This window comes from Ignavibacteriota bacterium (genome assembly GCA_016708125.1).
Taxonomy (GTDB): Bacteria; Bacteroidota; Ignavibacteria; order Ignavibacteriales; family Melioribacteraceae.
This window is the reverse complement of sequence record JADJGF010000001.1, coordinates 2,682,784-2,705,911: the sequence shown is the minus strand read 5'-3', so window position 1 is coordinate 2,705,911 and position 23,128 is coordinate 2,682,784. Positions and strand designations below refer to the sequence as shown.

Annotated in this window: 22 protein-coding genes; 21 read left to right on the top strand and 1 reads right to left on the bottom strand. The window is 31.1% G+C overall.

All coding sequences use genetic code 11. The annotated features are described in order from the left end of the window. The 21 genes from IPH62_11850 (at position 1) to IPH62_11750 (ending at position 21,846) form a co-directional block, all read left to right on the top strand. Complete coding sequence (locus IPH62_11850; GenBank protein MBK7105967.1) at positions 1-597, top strand: TetR/AcrR family transcriptional regulator; 597 nt, start codon at positions 1-3, stop codon at positions 595-597. 44 nt (positions 598-641) lie between these two features. Continuing rightward, on the top strand, positions 642-1,607 hold the full coding sequence (locus IPH62_11845) for an efflux RND transporter periplasmic adaptor subunit (GenBank protein MBK7105966.1): 966 nt from the start codon (positions 642-644) through the stop codon (positions 1,605-1,607). Positions 1,608-1,628: 21 nt separating this feature from the next. Beyond that, positions 1,629-2,540 carry an ABC transporter ATP-binding protein gene (locus tag IPH62_11840; GenBank protein ID MBK7105965.1) on the top strand — a complete coding sequence of 304 codons (912 nt, stop codon included), beginning with the start codon at positions 1,629-1,631 and terminating at the stop codon, positions 2,538-2,540. Between the two features lie 44 nt (positions 2,541-2,584). Next, positions 2,585-3,901 carry a TolC family protein gene (locus IPH62_11835; GenBank protein ID MBK7105964.1) on the top strand — a complete coding sequence of 439 codons (1,317 nt, stop codon included), beginning with the start codon at positions 2,585-2,587 and terminating at the stop codon, positions 3,899-3,901. Beyond that, positions 3,901-4,830, top strand: a complete 930-nt coding sequence (locus IPH62_11830) for an ABC transporter ATP-binding protein (GenBank protein ID MBK7105963.1) — start codon at positions 3,901-3,903, stop codon at positions 4,828-4,830. The genes IPH62_11835 and IPH62_11830 overlap by 1 nt, the downstream gene beginning before the upstream one ends. Position 4,831: 1 nt before the next feature. Beyond that, positions 4,832-5,962 (top strand): ABC transporter permease, encoded by a 1,131-nt coding sequence (locus tag IPH62_11825; protein MBK7105962.1) that lies wholly within the window; start codon positions 4,832-4,834, stop codon positions 5,960-5,962. A gap of 4 nt (positions 5,963-5,966) precedes the next feature. After that, entirely contained in the window at positions 5,967-7,097 is a 1,131-nt protein-coding gene (locus tag IPH62_11820) for an ABC transporter permease (GenBank protein MBK7105961.1), read from the top strand. 12 nt (positions 7,098-7,109) lie between these two features. Further along, positions 7,110-8,522: a DUF3943 domain-containing protein gene (locus tag IPH62_11815; protein MBK7105960.1), complete on the top strand. Its 1,413-nt coding sequence runs from the start codon at positions 7,110-7,112 to the stop codon at positions 8,520-8,522. Positions 8,523-8,739: 217 nt separating this feature from the next. Further along, positions 8,740-8,937: a hypothetical protein gene (locus IPH62_11810; protein ID MBK7105959.1), complete on the top strand. Its 198-nt coding sequence runs from the start codon at positions 8,740-8,742 to the stop codon at positions 8,935-8,937. A 29-nt stretch (positions 8,938-8,966) separates the two neighbouring features. Next, positions 8,967-9,371 carry a hypothetical protein gene (locus tag IPH62_11805; protein ID MBK7105958.1) on the top strand — a complete coding sequence of 135 codons (405 nt, stop codon included), beginning with the start codon at positions 8,967-8,969 and terminating at the stop codon, positions 9,369-9,371. A gap of 228 nt (positions 9,372-9,599) precedes the next feature. After that, positions 9,600-11,876, top strand: coding sequence for a TonB-dependent receptor (locus IPH62_11800; protein MBK7105957.1), 2,277 nt, complete (start codon positions 9,600-9,602; stop codon positions 11,874-11,876). A gap of 125 nt (positions 11,877-12,001) precedes the next feature. Further along, positions 12,002-12,568 carry a sigma-70 family RNA polymerase sigma factor gene (locus IPH62_11795; GenBank protein MBK7105956.1) on the top strand — a complete coding sequence of 189 codons (567 nt, stop codon included), beginning with the start codon at positions 12,002-12,004 and terminating at the stop codon, positions 12,566-12,568. A gap of 52 nt (positions 12,569-12,620) precedes the next feature. Then, positions 12,621-13,088 carry a zf-HC2 domain-containing protein gene (locus tag IPH62_11790; protein MBK7105955.1) on the top strand — a complete coding sequence of 156 codons (468 nt, stop codon included), beginning with the start codon at positions 12,621-12,623 and terminating at the stop codon, positions 13,086-13,088. Next, complete coding sequence (locus tag IPH62_11785; GenBank protein MBK7105954.1) at positions 13,085-13,588, top strand: periplasmic heavy metal sensor; 504 nt, start codon at positions 13,085-13,087, stop codon at positions 13,586-13,588. The genes IPH62_11790 and IPH62_11785 overlap by 4 nt, the downstream gene beginning before the upstream one ends. Continuing rightward, entirely contained in the window at positions 13,585-14,943 is a 1,359-nt protein-coding gene (locus IPH62_11780; GenBank protein MBK7105953.1) for a TolC family protein, read from the top strand. Before IPH62_11785 ends, IPH62_11780 begins: the two co-directional genes overlap by 4 nt. Continuing rightward, positions 14,940-15,992: an efflux RND transporter periplasmic adaptor subunit gene (locus tag IPH62_11775; GenBank protein ID MBK7105952.1), complete on the top strand. Its 1,053-nt coding sequence runs from the start codon at positions 14,940-14,942 to the stop codon at positions 15,990-15,992. The genes IPH62_11780 and IPH62_11775 overlap by 4 nt, the downstream gene beginning before the upstream one ends. A 32-nt stretch (positions 15,993-16,024) precedes the next feature. Continuing rightward, positions 16,025-16,447, top strand: coding sequence for a hypothetical protein (locus IPH62_11770; GenBank protein MBK7105951.1), 423 nt, complete (start codon positions 16,025-16,027; stop codon positions 16,445-16,447). Between the two features lie 141 nt (positions 16,448-16,588). Continuing rightward, positions 16,589-17,332: an ABC transporter ATP-binding protein gene (locus IPH62_11765; GenBank protein ID MBK7105950.1), complete on the top strand. Its 744-nt coding sequence runs from the start codon at positions 16,589-16,591 to the stop codon at positions 17,330-17,332. Then, positions 17,329-18,546: an ABC transporter permease gene (locus tag IPH62_11760; GenBank protein MBK7105949.1), complete on the top strand. Its 1,218-nt coding sequence runs from the start codon at positions 17,329-17,331 to the stop codon at positions 18,544-18,546. Before IPH62_11765 ends, IPH62_11760 begins: the two co-directional genes overlap by 4 nt. A gap of 19 nt (positions 18,547-18,565) precedes the next feature. Next, positions 18,566-19,786 carry an ABC transporter permease gene (locus IPH62_11755; protein MBK7105948.1) on the top strand — a complete coding sequence of 407 codons (1,221 nt, stop codon included), beginning with the start codon at positions 18,566-18,568 and terminating at the stop codon, positions 19,784-19,786. 467 nt (positions 19,787-20,253) lie between these two features. Next, on the top strand, positions 20,254-21,846 hold the full coding sequence (locus IPH62_11750; GenBank protein ID MBK7105947.1) for a hypothetical protein: 1,593 nt from the start codon (positions 20,254-20,256) through the stop codon (positions 21,844-21,846). 457 nt (positions 21,847-22,303) lie between these two features. Here the strand turns inward: IPH62_11750 and ccsA are convergent, their stop codons facing one another. Continuing rightward, complete coding sequence (ccsA, locus tag IPH62_11745) at positions 22,304-23,128, bottom strand: cytochrome c biogenesis protein CcsA (protein ID MBK7105946.1); 825 nt, start codon at positions 23,126-23,128, stop codon at positions 22,304-22,306.

Genomic DNA, 23,128 nt, shown 5'->3' with positions numbered 1-23,128 from the left:
ATGCAATTTAAAGAAAGAGAAAATATAATTTTCAATTTAGTTGAAGTGCAAATTCTGAGAAATGGAATAACAAGTCTTAATATTTCAGAGTTATGTAAAGACATTGGGATGAGTAAAAAAACATTTTATAAATATTATTCAAATAAGGAGAAGTTTTTATCCAAATTCTTTTTGGAATTACTAAAAAAATCATATTTAGATATAATTTTAATAACTCAAAAAAAGGATTCATTTTTTGAAAAATTTGAAAAAATAATGCAGATTGTTCAAACAAATTCTCCATTTTTTAATCAAAATATCTTAAGTGAATTAAAAGTTAAATATCCCGAAGTGTTGAAACAAATAAATAATTTTAAACAAATAAAAATTTTCCCTCTTTTTACGTTTCTTATTAAAAACGCTCAAAAACATAATATTATTAATAAATTCGAACCCAAAACAATGCTGCATTTATTTTTTTCAATTATTTCCTCAAATTCTATAATTAACACAAAAATCGTAAATGAAAAAGGCAAAAATGAATTTACCGAAATTTTTCAAATATTATTAAAAGGCGTATTGACAAAGAAGGCAAAAAATTTTTTAAATAAATGTTAGTTAGCATTAACTAAGAAATTGAATCAAAAATAAAAAGGATAAAAATGAAAGCAATAAAAAATTTCTCGTTATTACTTATTATAGTACTTATAACTGGATGCGGTAACACTGAAAATAATTCGTATATAGAAGAAACCGGGACAATTGAATCTAAAAATGTTGTTGTTAGTTCAAAAAATATAGGTGAAGTTAAATCATTTTTATTTGAGGAAGGTGAAAAAGTCAATGCCGGAGATACAATTTTAATAATAGATCAAGAAGCTCTGGAATTGCAGCTTGATCAAGCTTTAGCAGGTGTTCAAATATCACAAGCACAACTTGATTTAATTAAAAAAGGGGCAAGAAGTGAAGATATAAATCAAGCCGAAGAAATGTTAAAACAAGCCGAAATTAATTTTAATAATGCTAAAAATGATTTTGATAGATTCGAAAAATTATGGGAAAATAAGTCAATCTCTAAAAAACAATTTGAAGATATATCTGCTCGTTATGAAGTAACATTAGCACAATACAATTCGGCAAAAGAAAATTATAAAAAAATAAATAAAATTTTCCGGCCGGAGGAAATTGAACAAGCAAAAGGTAATCTGAAGAAAGCTGAAGCTTCTGTAAATCTGCTTAAAAAACAGATACGGGATAGTTACGTAACTTCGCCTATAAATGGAATAATTGTTAAAAAATTTATTGAAGCCGGTGAAACAGTATCTCCCATGTCTTCTTTATTTAAAGTTTCAAATCTATCAACGGTTGAATTAGTTATTTATGTATCGGAAGTCGAACTGGGAAAAGTAAAACTTGGGCAAAAAGCCGAAGTTAATATAGATACCTATCCAGATAAGAATTATGAAGCTAAAGTAACATACATCTCGTCGGAAGCAGAGTTCACACCAAAGAATATCCAGACAAAAGATGAACGAACAAAACTTGTTTTTGCCGTAAAATTAGAAATTGATAACAAAAACTTTGATCTTAAATCGGGAATGCCAGCCGATGCAAAAATTTATTTATAAATCCAAACTGAGATTACAATAATGGAAACTATAATAAACATTACTGATTTGAAAAAAAGCTACGGTTCGGTTACAGCTGTTGATGGAGTAAGTTATGAAGTACATAGGGGCGAAATGTTTGGCTTAGTTGGACCGGATGGCGCTGGAAAAACAACTACAATGAGAATGTTGGTGGGACTTTTAAACCCGGATGCGGGCAATGCAAAAGTTTTGGGCTTCGATTTATTGACACAAAAAAATTTAATAAAAGATGAAATCGGATATCTTTCACAGAAATTTTCACTTTACGGTGATCTTTCAATAGATGAGAACATTGAATTTTTTGCGGATATACACGGCGTTAAAAATTATAAAGAAAGAAGAAACGAACTTCTTGAATTCACGCGATTAACTCCATTTAGAGACAGACTCGCAGATAAACTTTCCGGTGGAATGAAACAAAAATTAGCATTGGCTTGCACTTTAATCCATAAACCCAAAATAATTTTTCTTGATGAGCCGACAACCGGTGTTGATCCCGTTTCGAGACGAGATTTCTGGAAAATACTTTCTAATCTCTTAAAAGATGGAATAACAATTTTTATGACAACTCCATATTTGGATGAAGCCGAACGATGTAACAGGGTGGCTTTAATGGATAAGGGGAAAATAATAAGTTGCGATACTCCAAAGAATGTAAAAGAATCGATGAATATGCAAGTGGTAGAAATTGTATGCAGTCCAATTAGAGTTGCTTATAATTTAATAAGAACAACAACAGATTTTGAAGTTCAAATGTATGGTGACCGGCTCAATATTTCGGTTTTTAATTATGAAAGTGACTACTTAATAATTAAAAAAATATTCGTGGAAAACTCAATTATAGAAACAGACAAAAGATTAATAACTCCATCATTGGAAAATGTGTTCATTCATTTTATGAACAAATCTTAAATAGTGGAATAAATAGAGTTTAGAAAAAAGAATAGGAAATGAAAATGAAAACAATAATAATAATTATGATCCTTTCGGTTGGTTCGTTGTTTGCTCAAGAAAGAATATTAACTCTAAAAGAAAGTTTAGAGTTGGGATTGCAAAGTAACAAAGATTTGAAAATTTCACAATCAAAAGTAAATTATTCCGATGCTAAACTTGCTGAAATAAAAAGTCAATTTTTTCCGCAAATCAAACTTTTTGGAAATTATACAAGATTAAGTGAAAACATTCCAGCGTTTGAAGTAACTATGCCGTTTTCTCCAGCGCCTATTACTATTTCGGATCCGATATATAATAATTATACATTTAAGCTGGGGCTTACTCAGCCAATATTTACCGGGTTTAAACTTTCATCTTCTCGAAACTCAGCAAAATACAATTTGGAAGCGGTGAAAAATGATTATTCAAAAGAAAAAAATGAATCGGCATTTAATATCTACAGTGCATATTGGAATTATTATAAAGCAACCGAAATTAAAAATTTAATTCAAAAAACTTTAGAACAAATGGCGAGTCATTTAACCAATACTAGAAATTTTTATGATCAGGAATTAATATCAAAAAATGATTTGTTAAAGCTAGAAGTTCAATATTCAAATACAAAATTAATGCTGATTGAGGCAGAAAACAATTTAAATATTTCAAGGATTACTTTTAATAAAACTGTTGGAATTGATCTCAACTCCAAAACACAAATAGCTGCAGATAACAAAACAATAAATAAGGTAAGTTATGATTTATCCGACATTATAAACGAAGCAATAAATAATAGATACGAATTAAAATCATTTAGCAATCGTATTGAAGGCAGTAAAGAAGGTATTGACGCTGCAAAATCAAATTGGTTTCCTTCGCTTTATTTATCAAGCAACTATTATTACAGCAATCCCAATCAAAGATTTCTTCCGGCTAAGGATGAATTTAATTACAACTGGGATGTTAACGTAACTTTAAGCTGGGATGTTTGGAATTGGGGTTTAACTTCTTCTCAAGTAAGACAAGCGGAAGAAAATAATATACAACTTGAAACAAATTATGATCAACTAAAAGAAAACATTCAGTTAGAAGTACATTCTAATTATTTGAATCTATTAAAGTCTGATGAAAAAGTTAATGTTAATAAACTCGCATTAGAACAGGCATCAGAAAATTATAGAATTACGGCAGAAAAATATGAACTTCAATTAGTAACAAGCACCGATTTAATAGATGCTGAAACACTAAAACTGCAAGCGGAAACAAATCTAAAAACAGCAGAAGTTGATTATCAAATTTCAAAAGTAAAATTAGAAAAATCCATGGGGAGAATCATTTACTAATGAACGCAATAGAAGTAAATAATCTTACAAAAAAATTTGGAAGCTTTACAGCAGTTAACAACATAAACTTTACCGTTAAACAAGGTGAAATATTTGGATTTCTTGGGGCAAATGGTGCTGGTAAATCTACAACAATAAGAATGTTAATCGGAGTATTAGAACCAACTTTCGGAGATGCTTTGGTAAGCGGCTATAGCATTATGAAACAGTCTGAATTGGTTAAAAGAAATATTGGGTATATGTCCCAAAAATTTTCTCTTTACAATGATTTAACTGTTACGGAAAATATCAGATTTTATGCCGGAGTTTATGGATTAAGCGGAAAAAAATATGAAGAAAGAAAAAAATGGGTTTTAAAAGTTGCAAATCTTGAAAATATGGAAAACATACTTACATCTTCATTGCCGGGCGGAATAAAACAAAGATTGGCATTAGGAACGGCGGTAATTCACGAACCCAAAATAGTTTTTTTAGATGAACCAACAAGCGGAGTTGATCCAATTTCAAGAAGAAATTTTTGGGATCTTATTAATGATCTTTCTGCTAGCGGAACTACGGTATTAGTTACAACACATTATTTAGATGAAGCTGAATTTTGCAACAATATCATTTTAATCAATGCAGGGAAGCTAGTTGCACAAGGGAATTCAAAAGCATTAAAAACTAATTACATTAAAAATCCTATTCTAGAAATTGAAACGGACAAAACCGTTGATAGTCTTGAAATTTTAGAAAAGGAAAAATGGGTTGGAGAAACTTCAATTTTTGGCAACTACATACACGTTATTTTAAATAACAGTACAATTGATGAAAATAATATAGTTCAATTACTTCAAGAACAAAACGGTATTAATGTAAAACGTGTTGAAAGAATTATTCCCACACTTGAAGATGTGTTTATTCACTTAATTGAGAAGGATAATAAATAAAATGCTCAATAGAATTTACGCAATAGCAAAAAAAGAATTGAAACAATTAAGCAGAGACACACGGATGTTGTTTATAATTTTCTTTTTCCCTGTAGTATTACTAATAATTTTTGGATATGCAATTAATTTTGACGTTAAGCATATTAAAATTGCCGTATATGATTTGGACAAATCAAATTATACTAGAGAATATATAAACGGGTTAATTAGTTCGGAGTATTTTACACTTATAACTTATGTAGAAAACGAAAGTGATATTAAACGATTGTTGGATGAAAAAATTGTACAAACCGCTGTGGTTTTTCCACATGATTTATCAAGAAAATTAAATTCAAAGCAAGAAGTTAAAGTTCAATTTCTAATTGATGGTGTTGACGGAACTACCGCAAACGCAATTCAAAATTACGTAAACGCCGCTACATATAGTTATTCTCTTAAACTTACTAAAGAATATTTAGCCATTACCGGAAAAAAACTTTATGTACCGATTGATTTGCAGCCAAGGTTTTGGTTTAATCCAGAATTACAATCGACAAAATTTTTAATACCGGGTTTAATGGGAATGATATTAATTGTTACCGCGGTTATATCAATATCCTTATCAATTGTAAGAGAAAAAGAAAGAGGCACAATTGAGCAAATAAACGTTTCGCCGCTGTCATCATTGGAATTTATTCTTGGCAAAACAATTCCATATATTTTTATATCATTAATTAATGCTGCAATTGTTCTTGTTGCGGGATACTTGATGTTTGGACTTGTAATTAAAGGAGATTTGTTTTTACTTCTATTTGGAACGCTTACCTTTTTATTTGCGGCATTAGGTATGGGAATTTTCATTTCAACAGTTTCAGATTCTCAACAGGTTGCATTTCAAGCCGCTAATGTTACATCATTGCTGCCGTCATTTATACTATCGGGATTTATTTTTCCTATAGAAACAATGCCCGCTGCAATTCAAATATTAACAAATATTACCCCGGCTAAATTTTACATTGTAATTCTAAGAGCAATTCTTTTAAGAGGAGTCGGAATTTCCGCATTTTGGCAGCAATTAATTTATCTTGCAATATTTGGATCAATATTCATAATCTTAGCAATAATATTGGATAAAAGATCAAAAGGAAAATAATAATATGAAAACGATATATCATTTTATAATTAAAGAACTTTTGCAGGTTAAGAGAGATAAAAAAATGCTAGCCATAATTTTTATGGCTCCCATACTGCAGTTAATATTTCTTGGCTATGCAGCAAATATGGATGTAAATATTGTACACACTACTATTTATGATATGGATAAAACAGAAACAAGCAGAAATTTTATAGAAAAAATTGTTGAGACTGGTTACTTTCAAATTGATTTTTATGCTAAGAACTACGATGAAATTACTAAACTGCTAAATGAAGGCAAAACTCTTGTTACAATTGTAATCCCAAAAGATTTTGAAAATAAAATTAATCGTCGTGAAACAACTCAGCTTCAAACAATATTCGAAGGTTCGGATGCAAGTAAAGCATCGACTGCACTTGGTTATATTCAAGGTGTATCGACAAAATTTTCACAAAATCTTATAACAGAAACAAAAGATAAATTAGGAATGAAAATTTCACTCAGCGGTTCTTTAATTCCCGAAGTAAGAGTATGGTATAATCCCGAAATGAAGTCAAGAGTTTTTATGGTACCTGGAATATTGGGATTAGTTTTAATGATTTCAACAATATCTTTAATGTCTATGGCAATTGTTAGAGAAAGAGAAATCGGAACAATGGAACAAATAATTGTAACACCAATAAAAAAATATCAATTATTACTCGGCAAACTAATTCCCTTTACATTAATTGGATTTGTAATTCTTGTAATTGTAATGATAATTATGACACAATGGTTTGGAATAGCAGTAAGAGGCAATGTTTTACTTCTACTTGTTGCGGCATTACTTTTTATATTATCTAATCTTGGTATCGGATTATTTATATCCACAGTTTCTAAAACACAGCAGCAAGCAATGATGGCATCTGTATTTGCGTTGATGATGCCAATGATTTACTTATCCGGATTTGCATTTCCAATTGAAAATATGCCAAAGTTTTTTCAATATATCACCTACGCAATTCCGTTAAGATATTTTATTACGATAATACGAGGAGTAGTGTTAAAGGGAATTGGATTTTCATCGCTTTGGTTAGAAACATTAATTCTTTTTGGAATGGGAATATCAATATTACTTTTAAGTGCAAATAGATTTAGTAAAAAAGTTGACTAATAAAAATGGGAAATGACAGAAATGCACAGTAATCAGTTATATAAATTTATTGTTGTGTTTATAATATTGTCAAGCAGTTTAACCGCACAAATTAATTATAATGTACTTCCGTCTAGTATTTCTCAAGCTAATCAATATGATGTTTATAATTCAATCGAAATGGAAAATGAATCTGAAAAAAATTATCTGCTGCCGGCAATCGAAGTAGTCGGACTAAATTTAACTGTTTGGTCGTATAGCAAATATATTACACAAAGAGGTTTTGCTGATATTAGCTGGAATTCCGTAAAGAATAATTTTAAAACCGGTTTTGTTTGGGATAATGACAGATTTTTAATGAATCAATTTATGCATCCATTTCATGGAGCAAATTATTTTAATACTGCAAGATCAAACGGATTGAGTTTTTGGGAATCAATTCCTTACGCAATTAGCGGAAGTTTAATGTGGGAAATGTTTATGGAAAAAGAACTGCCTTCATACAACGATCTTGCCAATACTTCTATAAGCGGAATTACTCTTGGCGAAATATCAAATAGAATTGCGAATTTAATTATTGATGAAAGTACTATTGGTGCCGAAAGAGTTTTAAGAGAAATTTCATCTACGATTATAAATCCAATGAATGGATTTAACCGACTAATACGAGGGGATATGTGGAAAGTTGGAAATAAAAAAAAGAATGAGAAACTACATTTTACTTTTGCTGTTGGAACACATAATGTATTTATAAATAAAAACATTGATGAGAATGAACAATATCTTTCATTGCGCGGCAACTTAGATTATGGAAAACAATTTGATGTTAAGAATCACAAAAATCCTTTTGATTATTTCACCTTACAAACAGAAGCAAATTTTAGAAACGGTAGCGATATTTTGGCAATAAGTGCAAGCGGTGTAATTACAGACTCAAAATTAAATTTGTTTGATGTTTCAAATAATATTTTCGGAGTTTATAAAGAGATTGATATTTTTTATAACGATGTATATAAATTTTCCTCAACAAGTATTTCATCTCAATTGGTTAATACAACAAAACTTTCACCAGATTTAAGTTTGCAGAATTATTTAGGACTTTCAATTATTATAATGGGAGCAACAAACTCGGCTTACGCAAATGAAGTTGATAAAGATTATAATCTTGGTCCGGGTATGAGCGGTAAGTTAGGTATAAGCTTAAAATTTGAGGATAATTCATCGTTATACATTAACTATAAGCGAAATTGGATTCATACATTAAGCGGAGCAGAAAGCGAAGAGTTTATCGGTTTATTAAATACCGGTTTTAATTATAATTTAATTAAAAATAGTTCAATTGGAATTGAATTTTTAATGTATGAGAGGTTTGGAGATTATAAAGATTTTCCCAATACGAATGATTCTAATTCTGCATTAAGATTTTACATCAAACAAATAATTTAATTACAAAAATAACGAGGATAAGGTGAATAAGAATATCTTTAGAAAATTTGCTTCAATAACAGCTTTAATATTTAGTATTCTAACTATAGTTGAAGGCACGCAAGTTCTCCTTGGTTTGACCCAAAAAGATTATCTAGTATTTACTCCGCTACTATTTTATAATGTAATTATGGCTATAGTGGGTTTGTATGTCAGCGCGTTAATTTGGATGAATAACATGAGGTCTCTTAAAAATTCAGTAATTGTAACGGCCTTACATTTATTAGTATTTATTGTTGTAATCTCGATGTTAATTTCAAATGCTTCTGTGGCTACACACAGTGTGAAAGCAATGGGAATCAGATTTGCTGTATGGTTGTTAATTACAATAGTTACTTGGAAAACTAGTCTATTAACAAAGATTTACTTAAAATAATCAATGTAAAATAAATAAATGGAATTATAATGAAAACACAAATAGTCTTGTTCATTTTAGGATTGATATTTTCAAAATCAATTTTAGCACAAAACAACATTTCGCTGCTTGATGCGGAAAAAGTAAAAGATTATTTAATATTGAATCAAAAACAATTTGAAGATGTTAGTCAAAAGATTAAACTAATTGAAACAATAATAGAAAAAGATGAAAACGTAATTTCCACTATAAAACTGCGTGTAAAAAATGGTGATGTACCTGGTTTCTTTGAAAAAATTGGAGTGAAACGAGGACATGATAATCGTGAGTCACGAATTGAAGATTTAGTTGATGAAATTGAAGATCGATTAACAGAGCAGCAAAAAATAAAATTCATGAAAATTGAGAAACCAAAATTAAAAGTACTTAAAAAGGAAGATGTGTTTGGAAAATAATATTCTAAAAATGTTAAATAAGTATTTTTATGGAAAATATGATTCTACGAATTGATGATACATATAGTAAAGAAGTATTTTATATGCTGATGTTCGTTGATCATGCTTTTTAAAATAATTAGTTCGGAAAACTCTATCATTATTTTTAATTCCAAAAGTAAAATAGTCAGCAAGTTTTAACCACTAGGTGTGTCAAATGAATTATGAACCAAAGAAGGAGTTTATTTATTGTACAAAAAATCATTTGCCAACGCCAAAAACTTAATAGTAGTAACGATTTTAGTATTTCTATTCCTTACGACTGAGATAGTCAGCCAAACTAATACAGGAATAATTTCGGGTGAAGTAAGAGACGCAGTTACGAAGCAACCTCTTCCCGGTGCTAATATTATTATTGAGGGAACAAATATCGGATCTGCTTGCGATGAGAATGGATATTACGTTATAAAAAATGTAGCAACCGGAAGTTATAACTTAAAAGCCTCAATGATTGGATATGAATCGTCTGCATATACTGAAGTAACAATAAATCCAAATCGAAATCATTCCGTAAATTTTGAACTTCATACCACCGCTATGGAATTAGAAGAAGTTAAAGTTTCCGCGGATTATTTTTCCAAACCGGATGAAAATCCGGTAAGTTTTAGAACCCTTTCACCGGAAGAAATCAGAAGATCGCCGGGTTCGGCAGAGGATATTTTTAGAGTAATGCAGTCTCTGCCGGGAGTTGCAACAGCAGGTGCAAAAAGTGCACAACTTATTGTAAGGGGAGGCAGTCCAGATGAAAATTTAACTCTACTTGACAATATAGAAGTTTATAACCCAATACACTTTGCCCGAACCGGTGAATCTATGGGTATTATCAGTATTGTTAATCCGGCGCTGTTACAAAAAGTTGATTTTTTGACAGGTGGTTTCCCAACTAAATATGGAGATAAAATGTCTTCTGTTTTTGATATGAGTTTGCGTGAAGGAAATAAAGAAGTTTTTAATACGGATGCTAACTTAAATATTGCCGGTTTCGGTGTTATGTTAGACGGACCATTAATAGAGAACAGTAATATGGTATTTTCTTTACGACGCGGCTTTTTCGATTTGATTACGTCCACACTCAATAAACCAGCTGCACCAAGCTATTATGATGCAGTTGGAAAAGTTACCTACGATTTAAATAATAAAAATAGAATCAGTCTCGTTGGATTTTATTATTTAGATCAGATTGAGAAAACCGGATCAACAAAAGAGGAAAATGTAACATGGAATAGATACGATTATTTGACCCGCAATGATTATGGGGTAGCTATAGGTGTAAACTGGCGTTCACTCATTTCTGAAAAAGCTTTTTCATTAGTTACTGCATCTTACACAAGTAATGGTTGGAATACTTTGCAAGGAACCGAAGTGGATCCAACAATAATGGGTGAAGATATACGGGAAGATGAGTTTAGTCTCAAATCTGAAATCAACTATCGGTTATCTCCAAATATTAATTTGAAGTTAGGCGGACAATTTAAAGTAGTAAATTCACGCAACGAATCTTGGAGCCCGGAAGATACTCTTCGAAATGGTACAATTACTCCAGCAAATACAATATTATATCTACCCGACGCAACTACAAAAGGAGCTTTATTTTTACAATCATCATTTAGAATTATTGATCCGCTAATTATTACAGCTGGATTGCGTTACGATTATTTTGAACTCACATCAGAAAATAATTTTAGCCCGCGTATTTCTTTATCATATAATGTAAACGATAAAACCACATTCAATCTTGCGTGGGGAAAATATTATCAATCACCGGCAAGCTATCAAATAGCGCCAGATGAACGGAATCTTTTGTTGAATAGCAGTTATGCCACACATTATATAGCCGGAATTGAACAACGATTGGGTTACGATACAAAAGCGAGTATCGAAGTTTATCATAAAGAACTCTCAAACCTTGTTGTTGACCCAGATAGTACAAACCTTTTAATCAATACCGGAAGTGGTTATGCACAAGGAATTGAATTCTCACTTCAAAAGAAATTTACTGATGGTTTTGTCGGAAGCGCTTCCTATTCATATTCAATTTCCAAAAGACGGGATTATGAATCAACGTCGTTGTACGATTTTGAATATGACAGACCGCATATCATAAATTTAATTTTTGGACTTGAAATTGGCTCCGGCTGGCAGATTGGAACAAAGTTTCAATATGCTTCCGGCAATCCGTACACTCCGGTTATAGGAGTAAGCGAAAGAAATAATTCTTTTTATTTAGTAGAAGGAGAGAAAAATTCCGATCGTTACCCCGATTACCATAAATTGGATCTTCGCATTGATAAACAATTTGTATTTGAGAACTGGTCGTTTTCTGTTTACCTCGATTTATGGAATGTGTATAACAGAGATAATGTTAGTTCCTACTCATTTAAAGCAGAATCTGATGGAACGATAACAACAACACCGCGTTATGATTTTGGAATTACACCTATTCTTGGATTTACGGCAAAATTTTAAAAACTATAATTGTGACTAATTACTTACGTTAAAATTATTAATTATATTTTTATCTACTGAAAATAAGATGAACGAAATATTTAAAATGAATAAATAAATTTGACCGAGCTAAGATTTAATTTTTAATGGAAGAAAAACAAATAGTTCAACATCTTAAAAACGATGATGAGTTTATATACAAATATGTATATGACCAATATTCCCGTATGGTTTATAGCGTTGGCTTTCGTATGATAGGCAATAAAGAGGAAGCCGAAGATGTTACACAAGATGTTTTTATAATGGTTTTTAATTCGATTAATTCTTTTCGTGAAGATTCCAAACTCTCAACTTGGATTTACCAGATAACCGTAAATACTTGTCTAAACAAATTAAGAAGGAAAAAAGCGATCAACTTCTTATCTCTAAATTTTGGGGAAGATGAAAAAGGAGAACAAGAAATGGCTTCAGATAATTTGACCCCAAGAGATGAAATAGAAAAATCTGAATTACAGAAGATTGTTCAGGATGCAATAAATACACTGCCGGCAAAGCAGAAGACGGCAATTGTTTTATCCCGTTATGAAGAATTAACATATAAGGAAATTGCAAAAATAATGGAAATTAGTCTTTCTTCTGTTGAATCGCTTCTGTTTCGTGCAAAAGAAAATCTAGCAAAAAAACTAATTCCTCATAAAGATATTTTTCAATGACCGCAAGTTTTATGCTTATTATTTGTCTTATCTTATTAGAAAAGGTAAAATTATGAAACATCAAAAAATTCAAAAAAAATTTCTTCTTTATATTGACGGCGACTTGTCCGAAGTTGAAAAGATATTGATTGATCAGCACTTGGAAAAATGTACTGACTGCAAAAGACATTTCGAAGAACTTGTCAAAATTTGGAATGAAGAAAAAACATTGGGAAAGCCGTTACCCTCCCAAGCATTATGGTATGATTTAAAAGATAGAATGGAAAAAGTTCAAGCATCCACGAATGTTGGTAATGTTAAACTGTTGTTTAACACAGCAATTTCATTCTTTGTGATTGTATTCGCAGTTTTCATCGGCTCAAGGTTCGGAAGTGCATTAAGCACACAAAGTGAAACGTATGTTTATTCAGAAAATATTCAAGATGAATTTGGAATGAGTTATTTTGATGCTGTACCGCCGAACACCATTGGAAAAGATATTTTTATATCACCGGCAAATAATAAAGGAATGAAAAAATGAAAATGAAAATTACAATTTATCTGATTGTTATTGTAACCTTGATTAATCTTTCATCCTTAGGAACTATCTTATATTTAAAGTGGAGTTCAATAAGTGATATGTCTTTGAACGTTATGCAAGATAACAGATTTGAAATGATGAAAAGAGAATTGGAATTAACTCCAGAACAATTGCAATATTTCGAAATAATCAGAACTGAATTTCATTCAAGGCTCGATTCACTTGACACAAAATTCAGTTCACTGCGAAAAGAAATGCTGAGTGAAATTTGGCAAACACAAGAACCAGACAAACAGAAGATAGAAACTATTTTAGAACAGTTTAGTAAACGGCAATTAGAAGCACAGAGATGGACAGTTCAACATTTTTATAAATTCAAAGAAGTTTTAACTCCGAGACAAGCAGAAAAATTTTATAGGATTGTTTCTGAACGATTCCCGGGACAGCATATAAATCCCGGCTTAAGAAGAATGATTGATAAACAAGAGGACTGTGAATGAAAATCAAGTATTCAAATAATAATCTGAAAACTATTGTTAACGCCAGGTTAATTGAGAAATTAATCCTTTTGATGTTGTTTTTTGTATCGGTAGTAAGCGCTCAAAGCAATGTTGAAAAATATTCGTTGGAAGATTGCATTCAAATTGCGCTGCAAAATAATCCGGGTATAAAATCTTCATTATATAATGTAAATGAGAGCCAGTTAAAGATAAAAGAATCTAAAGGCGGTTTATTCCCAAACTTAAATTTTAACACATCCACAAACCGTTATTATTCGGAGAATCAAAGCGGCAGCTTTATAAGTAATGATAATCTCAGCGCCGGACTTTCGACACGTTATAACATTTTTCAGGGCTTTAAAACAACCGCTTCGGTTGAAGCTGCTAAAGAAAATTATAATTCTAATATTGCACAGCACTCAGTCAATACCGAAGACTTGATTTTGGGTGTAACAGAATCTTACTACAAGCTGCTTCAAACCGAGAGGATTGTTAAAACTACGGAAAAAGCAATTGAACGTTCTAAGTTGTATTTGGATTATGCCGAAGCAAGATATAAAAACGGACTTGCATCACAATCGGATTTATTAAAAGCAAAAGTAGAGTTTTCAAATTCCGAACTTGCGCTTATCCGTTCACGTAATGCTCGGTTAACTGTAAAGGGCAGCTTAAATACTTTGCTTGGTAATACCGCTTCAGATCAAATCAGTATTATTGATAATCTTGAAACAACAACATTTGGTAAGTTGAACGATTCTTTATCTATACAAGAAAACATTTCAGAATTAATCCAGACTGCATATCAAAACCGGCCCGAAATAATCAGAATACAAAGCCAAATGAATGCACAGCGATCTTATTTGACAATTGCAAGAAGTGAGTATTTTCCCACTCTTTCACTTGATGCAAATTATAATTATGCCGGAGAAACCACTGCCGATTTGCGCGCAATTTCGTTTGTGGGCTTGAGTTTGAATTTCCCAATCTTTAACGGATTCTCTAGTGAAGCGAGGGTTGATGAGGAAAAAATAGCATTAAAAAATATAGAGCAGCAAGATTTATCCCTTCGCAATCAAATTAGTCTTGAGGTTTGGAACGCATATTTAAGTGTGAAAGAATCTGTAGAACTTATTAATAATACAAAAATTTTCTATGAAAACGCATTGGAAAATTTACGTATTGCCGAAGGCGAATACAAAGAAGGCGTTGGCTCAATGCTTTCTTTGGTTGATGCACAAACTAATCTTGTAACCGCAGAAGAAAGCTACATTGAAGTCCTTGCCAATTACGGAATATCTGTTGCATCACTTAAACGGGTAGTTGGGAATAAAAATATCGAGGAGATTTTAAATTGAAAAAGAAATGGTATATAATATTTGGAAGTCTGATAACAGTAATTGTTATATATTTTGTTGTTAGTTCATCTTACTCAAATGCGAATGAGAAATCCGATAAACTTCAAACGGCTGTTGTGACAAGGCGTGATATTGGTTCAAGCGTTTTAGCAACCGGGATAATAAAACCAATGGTCGGTGCTGAAGTTCGCGTAGGTTCCCGTGTTTCAGGATTAGTAAAAAACTTGTATGCAAATGTTGGTGATTTAGTAAAGAAAGGTCAGATTATTGCTGAATTAGAGCCTTCCGAATTAAAAGCAAAATACAACCAATCGTTTGCATCACTTCAAAATGCAAAAGCTAATTATGAATATGCTAAGCTTGATTTTGAAAGACAAAAATCATTACTTAAACAAAATTTTATTTCTCAAAATCAATTAGACCTTGCCGAAAAAACATTCGAAATAAACAAAGCTCAATTAGAGCAAGCTCAAGCAAATCTTGATTACTCCAAAGTTCAATTAGAATACACAAAGATAACTGCACCAATTTCTGGAATTGTCGCTTCAGTATCAACCCAAGAAGGTGAAACTGTAGCTGCAAGTTTTTCTGCTCCAACTTTTGTTACAATAATTGATTTAGAAAGACTTGAAGTATGGGCTTATGTTGACGAAACGGATATTGGCAGAATAATAGAAAATCAAAACGCAACATTTACAGTTGATACGTATTCCGATACAGATTTTGAAGGGATTGTTACGGCAATATATCCAAAAGCAATTATCCAAGATAATGTTGTTAATTATGTTTCCACATTAAAGATAACTGATTTCAAAGAAAAAATATTACGACCAGAAATGACTGTTACAGTTACAATTTATCTTGAAAAGAAAGAGAATGTACTTACCGTGCCGAACAATGCTATTAAGCGTGAACAAGGTAAAACAGTTGTAACTGTTCTTGATAACAATGACAAAATGAATAGGCGAACAGTAAAAACCGGTTATTCTTCAAATGGTTATGTTGAAATTTTGGATGGCGTTAGTGAAGGTGAAAAAGTTATTATTTAATAAATAAAATTTTAGAAAAAAGAGGAGAAAAGATGAAAAGAGAAACATTAACTATGGCTGTGTTTTTAATTGCATTGATTTTTAGCAGTGTGGTTTCAGCCCAGCAAAATGAATCCACAAAAGTTGACTTGCTGAATTTTGATGTTGTTAAAAGTTATCTGAGTTTGGATATTGATCAGCAGAAAACCATTGAGCCGTTGATAAATGACATTATTGATATAAAAGATCAGGCTGATAAGACAAGGAACAAAATGCGGTCAAATATGCAATCAATGGGAACGCCCGATCCATCAATGCGAGAAAAAATGATGAAGGAACGTTCTGCAAGACAGAATAAAATTGATGGGCTGATAAAACAAATTGAACAATTATTAAACAAAAAGCAGCTTGAAAAATTCAATGAGATTGATAAGCCAAATCTTATCAAAAAATCAGGACATATGAAATCAAAGTGATTTAATTAATATCGCAAAATTATTCAGTCTTATTGGATTAAATATTTATAAATGTTGTAAATAAATTTTGCATGTGATGATATTTAATAATTGATGTTAAGATCAAAATTTGAAAGGAAAAAAAAACAGGAGTTATAAATTATGCATTCAGTAGTACAGGCAATTAACCTAAAAAAGATTTACCAAAAGAATAATAATGTTCCAGTTTATGCTCTTAATGATGTTACTCTCAAAATGAACAAAGGAGAGTTTATAGCGATAATGGGAACTTCCGGGTCTGGCAAATCAACCTTGATGAACATCTTGGGATTTTTAGATAGACCAACTGAAGGAAAATTATTACTTGATGGTGAAGAAATAAATAAATTAGATGATGAAACTCTTGCTAAGATTAGAAACAAGAAAATAGGATTTGTTTTTCAATCCTTTAATTTATTACCAAGAACTAACGCATTGGAAAATGTGGAACTTCCGTTGATATATTCTGATAGAGATAATTTAACCGATCTTGCTAAGACTGCTTTAACTAAGGTAGGATTAGGAGAAAGATTAGATCATCAACCAAGTGAACTTTCGGGCGGACAGCAACAAAGAGTGGCTATAGCCAGAGCTTTAGTTAATGAGCCCGAAATAATTTTTGCTGATGAACCTACTGGTAATCTTGATACAACATCAAGCTATGAGATAATGAATCTTTTCCAGGAATTAAATAAAACCGGTGTTACAATTGTAATTGTAACTCACGAGTCGGATATAGCTGAATATGCTGAGAGAATTATAAAAATTACCGATGGAAAAATCGTAAGCGATGAAAAAAATGAAAATATTCGTCAAGCAAAGGATGAGTTATTAACAATCGGGAAGAATGCTGAGGTGAAACAATGAAAACAGAAAGAATAATTAAAACTGCTTTCAGAGGCTTAAGCAAAAATAAAATGCGTACCTTCTTTATGATGGTGGGAATTGTTATTGGTATAATGGCTATTACGATGGTTATATCGGTCGGACTTGGAGCAGAAGAACGCGTTATGGAACGAGTAAAGAAATTTGGATTTGAAAGTATAATGGTATTTTCTGGTGGCGGAACTCAATTAATGGGAAATGAATCAGAAGCACCTACAACAACATTAAAACTTTCAGATGCAGAAGCTCTCGTTTCACAAGTTTCAAACATTATTGATTTATCACCCTTCAGTCGAATGCCAGGCACAGTCGTTAAATATCAAGAGCTGTCTTCAAATCCTTCAGTCCAGGGAATCACACCTTCATATATTTCGGTTTGGGATATTGATGTTAGTGAAGGTAGGTTTATTTCATATGAAGATGATTCACGAAGTGCACGTGTTTGTGTTATAGCACCTACGGTACAAAAAGAATTATTCGGAGAAATAAATCCTATAGGTGAACAAATACGTATTGGTGATGTACCTTTTGAAGTTATCGGGATATTACAACCGCGTGGCACAAGTCCGGGCGGCGGCGATATGGATAATAGAATAATGATTCCATTACAAACACTGATGCGAAGAACTGCAAATATAGATTATTTATCCGGAATAAAAGTAGAACTAGAATCAATCGAAAATATTAGCAACACATCAATAGATATTAAATCAATTTTGCGAGAACGTCATAAATTGGCTGAAGGTGAACCAGATGATTTTAGAATAATAACACCGACCGAAGTAACACAGTTTGCAGAAAAAGTTTCCGGTACTTTTAATTTGTTTCTTGTACTTGTAGCGGGAATTTCACTAATAGCCGGTGGATTTGTTATAACAAACATAATGTTGATTTCTGTTAGTGAAAGAAAAAACGAAATTGGTTTACGTAAAGCAGTTGGTGCTCGCAGTAAAGACATTCAAAAACAGTTTTTAATAGAAACCATAACAGTAACTTTTATTGGCGGAATCCTTGGAATTGTTTTAGGTTTTATTGGGGCAAAAATTATAAGCCTTATTACTGATATGCCAGCTTCTTATTCGTGGGAAGGAATTCTAACCGGAATAATATTCTCAAGTCTGGTTGGATTAATTGCCGGAATGCAGCCGGCAAAAAGAGCATCGTCTCTTGATCCAATTGAAGCGTTGAGATCCTAGACTTATTTAATAAAATAAAATGAAAGTTTATAGAAGTTTAAAAATATCACAGAAGACACTATTCGCTCATAAACTTAGAACAATTCTTGCTCTTCTTGGAATTATAGTTGGAGTTTCCGCTGTAATTATAATGATTGCTATAGGAAACGGAGCAGAAGAGGAAGTTGTCTCGAAAATTGAGGCTATGGGAACCAATTTAGTTATAGTTAATGCCGGAGAAATTAAAACAACGGGAGGCAGACAGTTTAGGGGAAATGTAACAACTTTAACATTGAAAGACATTGATGCAATTGAAATAAATGCAAGTTCGGTTATTGGTGCAGCACCAATTCAAGCTAACAAGCTGTTGGTTAAGTTTGGCAATTTAAGTACAAACACAACCGTTGTAGGTTCAACTTCAAACTTTACTTCTGTGAGAAACTTTAATATTGATAAGGGCGTTTTTTTTACGGATATGGAAGACAAAGCTTCAATGAGAGTTGCGGTACTCGGCGCAGGTGTAGTTAAAAATATTTTTGGAAATGATGATCCGATTAATTCAACTATTAGAATTGGCAAAGTTCCGTTTACGGTAATCGGTGTGCTTGAATCAAAAGGTGTTGATATGTACGGAACAGATCAGGACGATCAGATAATTATACCGATAAGAACTGCATTAAGAAGAGTATTTAATCAAACCTATATAAACACCATTTATTTGGAGATTGATAAACAAGAAAATATGGAAATGACCGTAACAACAGTTCAGGAAATATTACATGAGATGCATAAGTTAGATAAAAAAAATAAACCGGATGACTTTACAATTCAAAACCAAGTTGATTTGATTGAAGCACAAAAAGAAACGAGTAATACTTTTACTGCATTAACTGCAAGTATTGCCGGTGTTTCATTAATTGTAGGCGGGATAGGTATTCTTGCAGTTATGCTTTTGTCAATTAGAGAAAGAACGAACGAGATTGGTTTACGAATGGCAGTCGGTGCACGAAGGAAAGATATAAGAACACAATTTATATTCGAGTCATCTTTTCTAAGTATAGGCGGAGGAATAATAGGAATATTAATTGGGGTGATTGCTGCACTTGCAATAAAACATATTTTTAACTGGAGTATAGTCGTCTCATTAACCTCAATTATATTATCATTTGGTTTTTCAATGACAATTGGTTTATTCTTCGGAGTTTATCCAGCACATAGAGCATCATTACTCGATCCTATTAATGCACTTAGGAGTGAATAAGTTAAAATCATTCAAATGGTTTTTACAGTAATTAATCTATTTTTAAATGTTTTACTAAAATTTTTTTCATCAGCAATTCATGACTAAGAAACTCGTATCTTGCATAAGTAAACATTTGAAGTCTTTCTCCCAGATATTAATTTGAATGCTGGTGATGGCTAAAGATTTTTATGAACAACCTAATTTTAAGAATAGACGGTACTTTCAGTAAAGAAGGATTTTATATGCATATGTTTGTTGATTATGCATTAAAAATAAATTACTCAAGCTTGCCGTCTAATTATTCATTGAACTAAAAAACCTTTGAAACAATTATATTTCGTTTTATTAACCCACAACTTAAGCTAATTGTGAATGAGAAAAAACTAGAGTATCCAATCCGATATAACGGCTTATAAAAAATGTTAACTTGAGCAAATAAACAAAGTCTTTGTTTGTTATTTTTTCAAAAATTAATTTTTATACTTATGAAAACTAAAATAAATAAAATTACAATTCTCATATTTTACATAATTTCAATTGTTTCCTTTGCACAAATGGAACCAGATCATAAGTTGTTCGGTGAGCAAAGTAAAAGAGAATCATTAATGCCTATTCGCCCCGGTGGCTTTGATAATCAACATTTCTGGAATGAAAAAGCAAAAATGTTTATTTATGCACCATCGTTTAATTTTAATAATTCGAGTTGGATAGTACCTTATCCAAAATATTATAAATATACTGCATTCTCATTTAAAGATAAGAATGAATATATTTTTACTGCACAGACTCCTTATGAACCTTTAACCCCAATTTGGAACTACCTACCAAATGGAGAAGTTTACTTAAAAGTTGAAGCTGTTAGTAATGATGAAAAAGATTACGTGCTTGCTGGAAGTCGTTTGTTTCATAAATCAGCCTCTTTTTCACCGCCTTATCCAAAAGCAAAATACCCATTCAAAGTTGCACTTGAAAAAGGATTACATTTTATTTACAACCAATCTCATATAAAACAGTGGTTAGTTACAAACAAACCAAACCACGATGAACACAAATTGTATTGCTATTCTGCGCTCGAAGTAGGAAGTGTTATAAATGCTATGCTATTGTTCAATAAGCATTTTCCCGAAAATGATACATCTTTAATAATAGCAAAAATAGCAGCAGATTATTTAATTCAAAACGCCGAAACAAAAGGTAATCCATTGGAATTTTTTCCTCAAGTTTATGAAGGAAATAATCTGACAGCGGGGAAATTTGGGAATGAAATTATTATGACTGAACCAGCGGCAACTGGAAAATCATTTCTTGAACTTTACGAAAGAACAAAGGACGAGAAATATTTTGAAGCCGCAAAACGTATTGCAGATACATATTTAATGACACAACTTGCATCCGGAACATGGAATATTAGAATAGAAAAGAAAACGGGTCAGCCGGTTACTGATGAACTTTGCGTTCCAATCAAAATCACAGATTTTCTTAATTTATTTGTCAAAAATTATAAACTTTCTCAATATCAAAAGCTAATAGATAAGGCAATTAATTGGATTTGGGAAAATCCGGTTAAAACTTTTAATTGGACTGGACAATTTGAAGATGTGGCTGCAGTTAAACCTTATCAAAATCTCACCAAATATGAGGCATCATGGTTTGCACAATATCTTCTAAATAATTTTAAAGATTCCTTAAACATTAATTTAGCTAAAGAATTAATTGCTTTTTGCGAGGATCAGTTTGTCGTTTGGGAAAATCCAAATATTTATGATAATTGGGCGAATTCCTCAAATCAATGGCATACACCAGCAGTTCTTGAACAATATAATTGTTACGTTCCAATTGATGCAAGTGCTGTTCAAATGATAAATACTTTTTTTCTTGCATATAAAAAAACTAATGAAATTATTTATTACGAAAAAGCTCTAGCACTTGCTAATAGCCTTGTTAACACTCAAAAAGATGATGGAATGATACCGACTTTCTGGGTAGAAGGTTTTACTGAATTCTGGAATAATTGCATGATAAGTAGTTTAACAATGTTGGATATGTTAAAGAATTCTAATTCTCGAAAAAATGAATAAAAGTAATTTAAAAATCTGCTTTTGTCAATTTGAGCATTTTTAATAAATCAGATTAATATTTGATTGGATTATTTTTCACAGTTACTTTATATAATTTATATTTTTTTTGATAATAGTTTTCTTTTATCTTTTCAATTAAGTTATAAACCATTAACCAATACTGATTGTATTTTTTAGAAATAATATTTGCCGGAAACAATACTGTTGAATAAGGCAGAAAACAAGTAATACAACGAATGGAATAATGTACTCGTATATTTTTTTATTTATTAAGCCATCTATTTTTCAATTATTTACTTAAATAAAAATATTTTTCGAAATATTTAAATAATTAATTGATTATGTATTGATATAGGGAAACTTAATCCAGAGAAAATGTTAAACTAATCAAAAAAAAAATTTCATAAACATCAATATTTAGATCATTATTTTTTTGTAAAATCCTGTTTATTTTTAATTAATAAAAAATATGAAAACTGTTCATAAAATTATTTGGTATAAATAAAGAGATTAGAATTAAACAAAAGATAATTAGAACTATTTTTATTATCCCCTTCCCAAATAACTTTTTGAAAATTTTCAGTGAAATACCTACAATAAAAATAAACCATATCAGCATTGAGATAATAAATTTTGGATCGAATATTTGAAAATTAGGCAGCACTGTATATGCATATCTTAATCCAACAATAATAGAAATTGAATGGAATATAAAAGCTATAACAAATGAATTGTAAATAAGTTTTTCAAGAACTTCCAAATTTGGCATTTTTCTGTATATCAAACTAAACTTGTTGTTTTTCAGATTATAGTATTGTAATAAATAAACAATACTATAGATTGTAGCAATAGTAATACTTGAATATCCCAAAACAGAACCAATAACATGTGCACCTAATACAGTGCTGCTAAGTATTGCCGGAATATTAATTTGATCTGAAATAAATATTGAAGAGATTAATTGAAAAAGAAACGAAAATATAATAGGTAATAAACCAGTTCGGCTAAAATCAGTTAATAGTTCCAAGATAAAGTAAGAAATGGAAAGACAAAGCGATATAAGTGTTAAGATTTCAAATTTGTTTGTAATTGGAGCATGTTGAAACTTTATAATTCTTAGTGATAAATAGATTATGTGAATAAACACAGTAATAAATAAAAAAACTCTTTTTGAATTATAAAATTTACTTCCTTCAAATATGAGGTCATAAAAGTAAACTATTGCTGTTGATAAATATAACAGAGGCATTAAAGAATTTAGGAAATGAATTTCAGTAATCAT

Excerpts from the sequence above, each read along its gene's own strand:
- IPH62_11850 (MBK7105967.1), top strand. The coding sequence starts at position 1 with ATGCAATTTAAAGAAAGAGAAAATATAATTTTCAATTTAGTTGAAGTG.
- IPH62_11845 (MBK7105966.1), top strand. The coding sequence starts at position 642 with ATGAAAGCAATAAAAAATTTCTCGTTATTACTTATTATAGTACTTATA.
- IPH62_11840 (MBK7105965.1), top strand. The coding sequence starts at position 1,629 with ATGGAAACTATAATAAACATTACTGATTTGAAAAAAAGCTACGGTTCG.
- IPH62_11835 (MBK7105964.1), top strand. The coding sequence starts at position 2,585 with ATGAAAACAATAATAATAATTATGATCCTTTCGGTTGGTTCGTTGTTT.
- IPH62_11830 (MBK7105963.1), top strand. The coding sequence starts at position 3,901 with ATGAACGCAATAGAAGTAAATAATCTTACAAAAAAATTTGGAAGCTTT.
- IPH62_11825 (MBK7105962.1), top strand. The coding sequence starts at position 4,832 with ATGCTCAATAGAATTTACGCAATAGCAAAAAAAGAATTGAAACAATTA.
- IPH62_11820 (MBK7105961.1), top strand. The coding sequence starts at position 5,967 with ATGAAAACGATATATCATTTTATAATTAAAGAACTTTTGCAGGTTAAG.
- IPH62_11815 (MBK7105960.1), top strand. The coding sequence starts at position 7,110 with ATGACAGAAATGCACAGTAATCAGTTATATAAATTTATTGTTGTGTTT.
- IPH62_11810 (MBK7105959.1), top strand. The coding sequence starts at position 8,740 with ATGAGGTCTCTTAAAAATTCAGTAATTGTAACGGCCTTACATTTATTA.
- IPH62_11805 (MBK7105958.1), top strand. The coding sequence starts at position 8,967 with ATGAAAACACAAATAGTCTTGTTCATTTTAGGATTGATATTTTCAAAA.
- IPH62_11795 (MBK7105956.1), top strand. The coding sequence starts at position 12,002 with ATGGAAGAAAAACAAATAGTTCAACATCTTAAAAACGATGATGAGTTT.
- IPH62_11790 (MBK7105955.1), top strand. The coding sequence starts at position 12,621 with ATGAAACATCAAAAAATTCAAAAAAAATTTCTTCTTTATATTGACGGC.
- IPH62_11785 (MBK7105954.1), top strand. The coding sequence starts at position 13,085 with ATGAAAATGAAAATTACAATTTATCTGATTGTTATTGTAACCTTGATT.
- IPH62_11780 (MBK7105953.1), top strand. The coding sequence starts at position 13,585 with ATGAAAATCAAGTATTCAAATAATAATCTGAAAACTATTGTTAACGCC.
- IPH62_11770 (MBK7105951.1), top strand. The coding sequence starts at position 16,025 with ATGAAAAGAGAAACATTAACTATGGCTGTGTTTTTAATTGCATTGATT.
- IPH62_11765 (MBK7105950.1), top strand. The coding sequence starts at position 16,589 with ATGCATTCAGTAGTACAGGCAATTAACCTAAAAAAGATTTACCAAAAG.
- IPH62_11760 (MBK7105949.1), top strand. The coding sequence starts at position 17,329 with ATGAAAACAGAAAGAATAATTAAAACTGCTTTCAGAGGCTTAAGCAAA.
- IPH62_11755 (MBK7105948.1), top strand. The coding sequence starts at position 18,566 with ATGAAAGTTTATAGAAGTTTAAAAATATCACAGAAGACACTATTCGCT.
- IPH62_11750 (MBK7105947.1), top strand. The coding sequence starts at position 20,254 with ATGAAAACTAAAATAAATAAAATTACAATTCTCATATTTTACATAATT.
- ccsA (MBK7105946.1), bottom strand. The coding sequence starts at position 23,128 with ATGATTACTGAAATTCATTTCCTAAATTCTTTAATGCCTCTGTTATAT.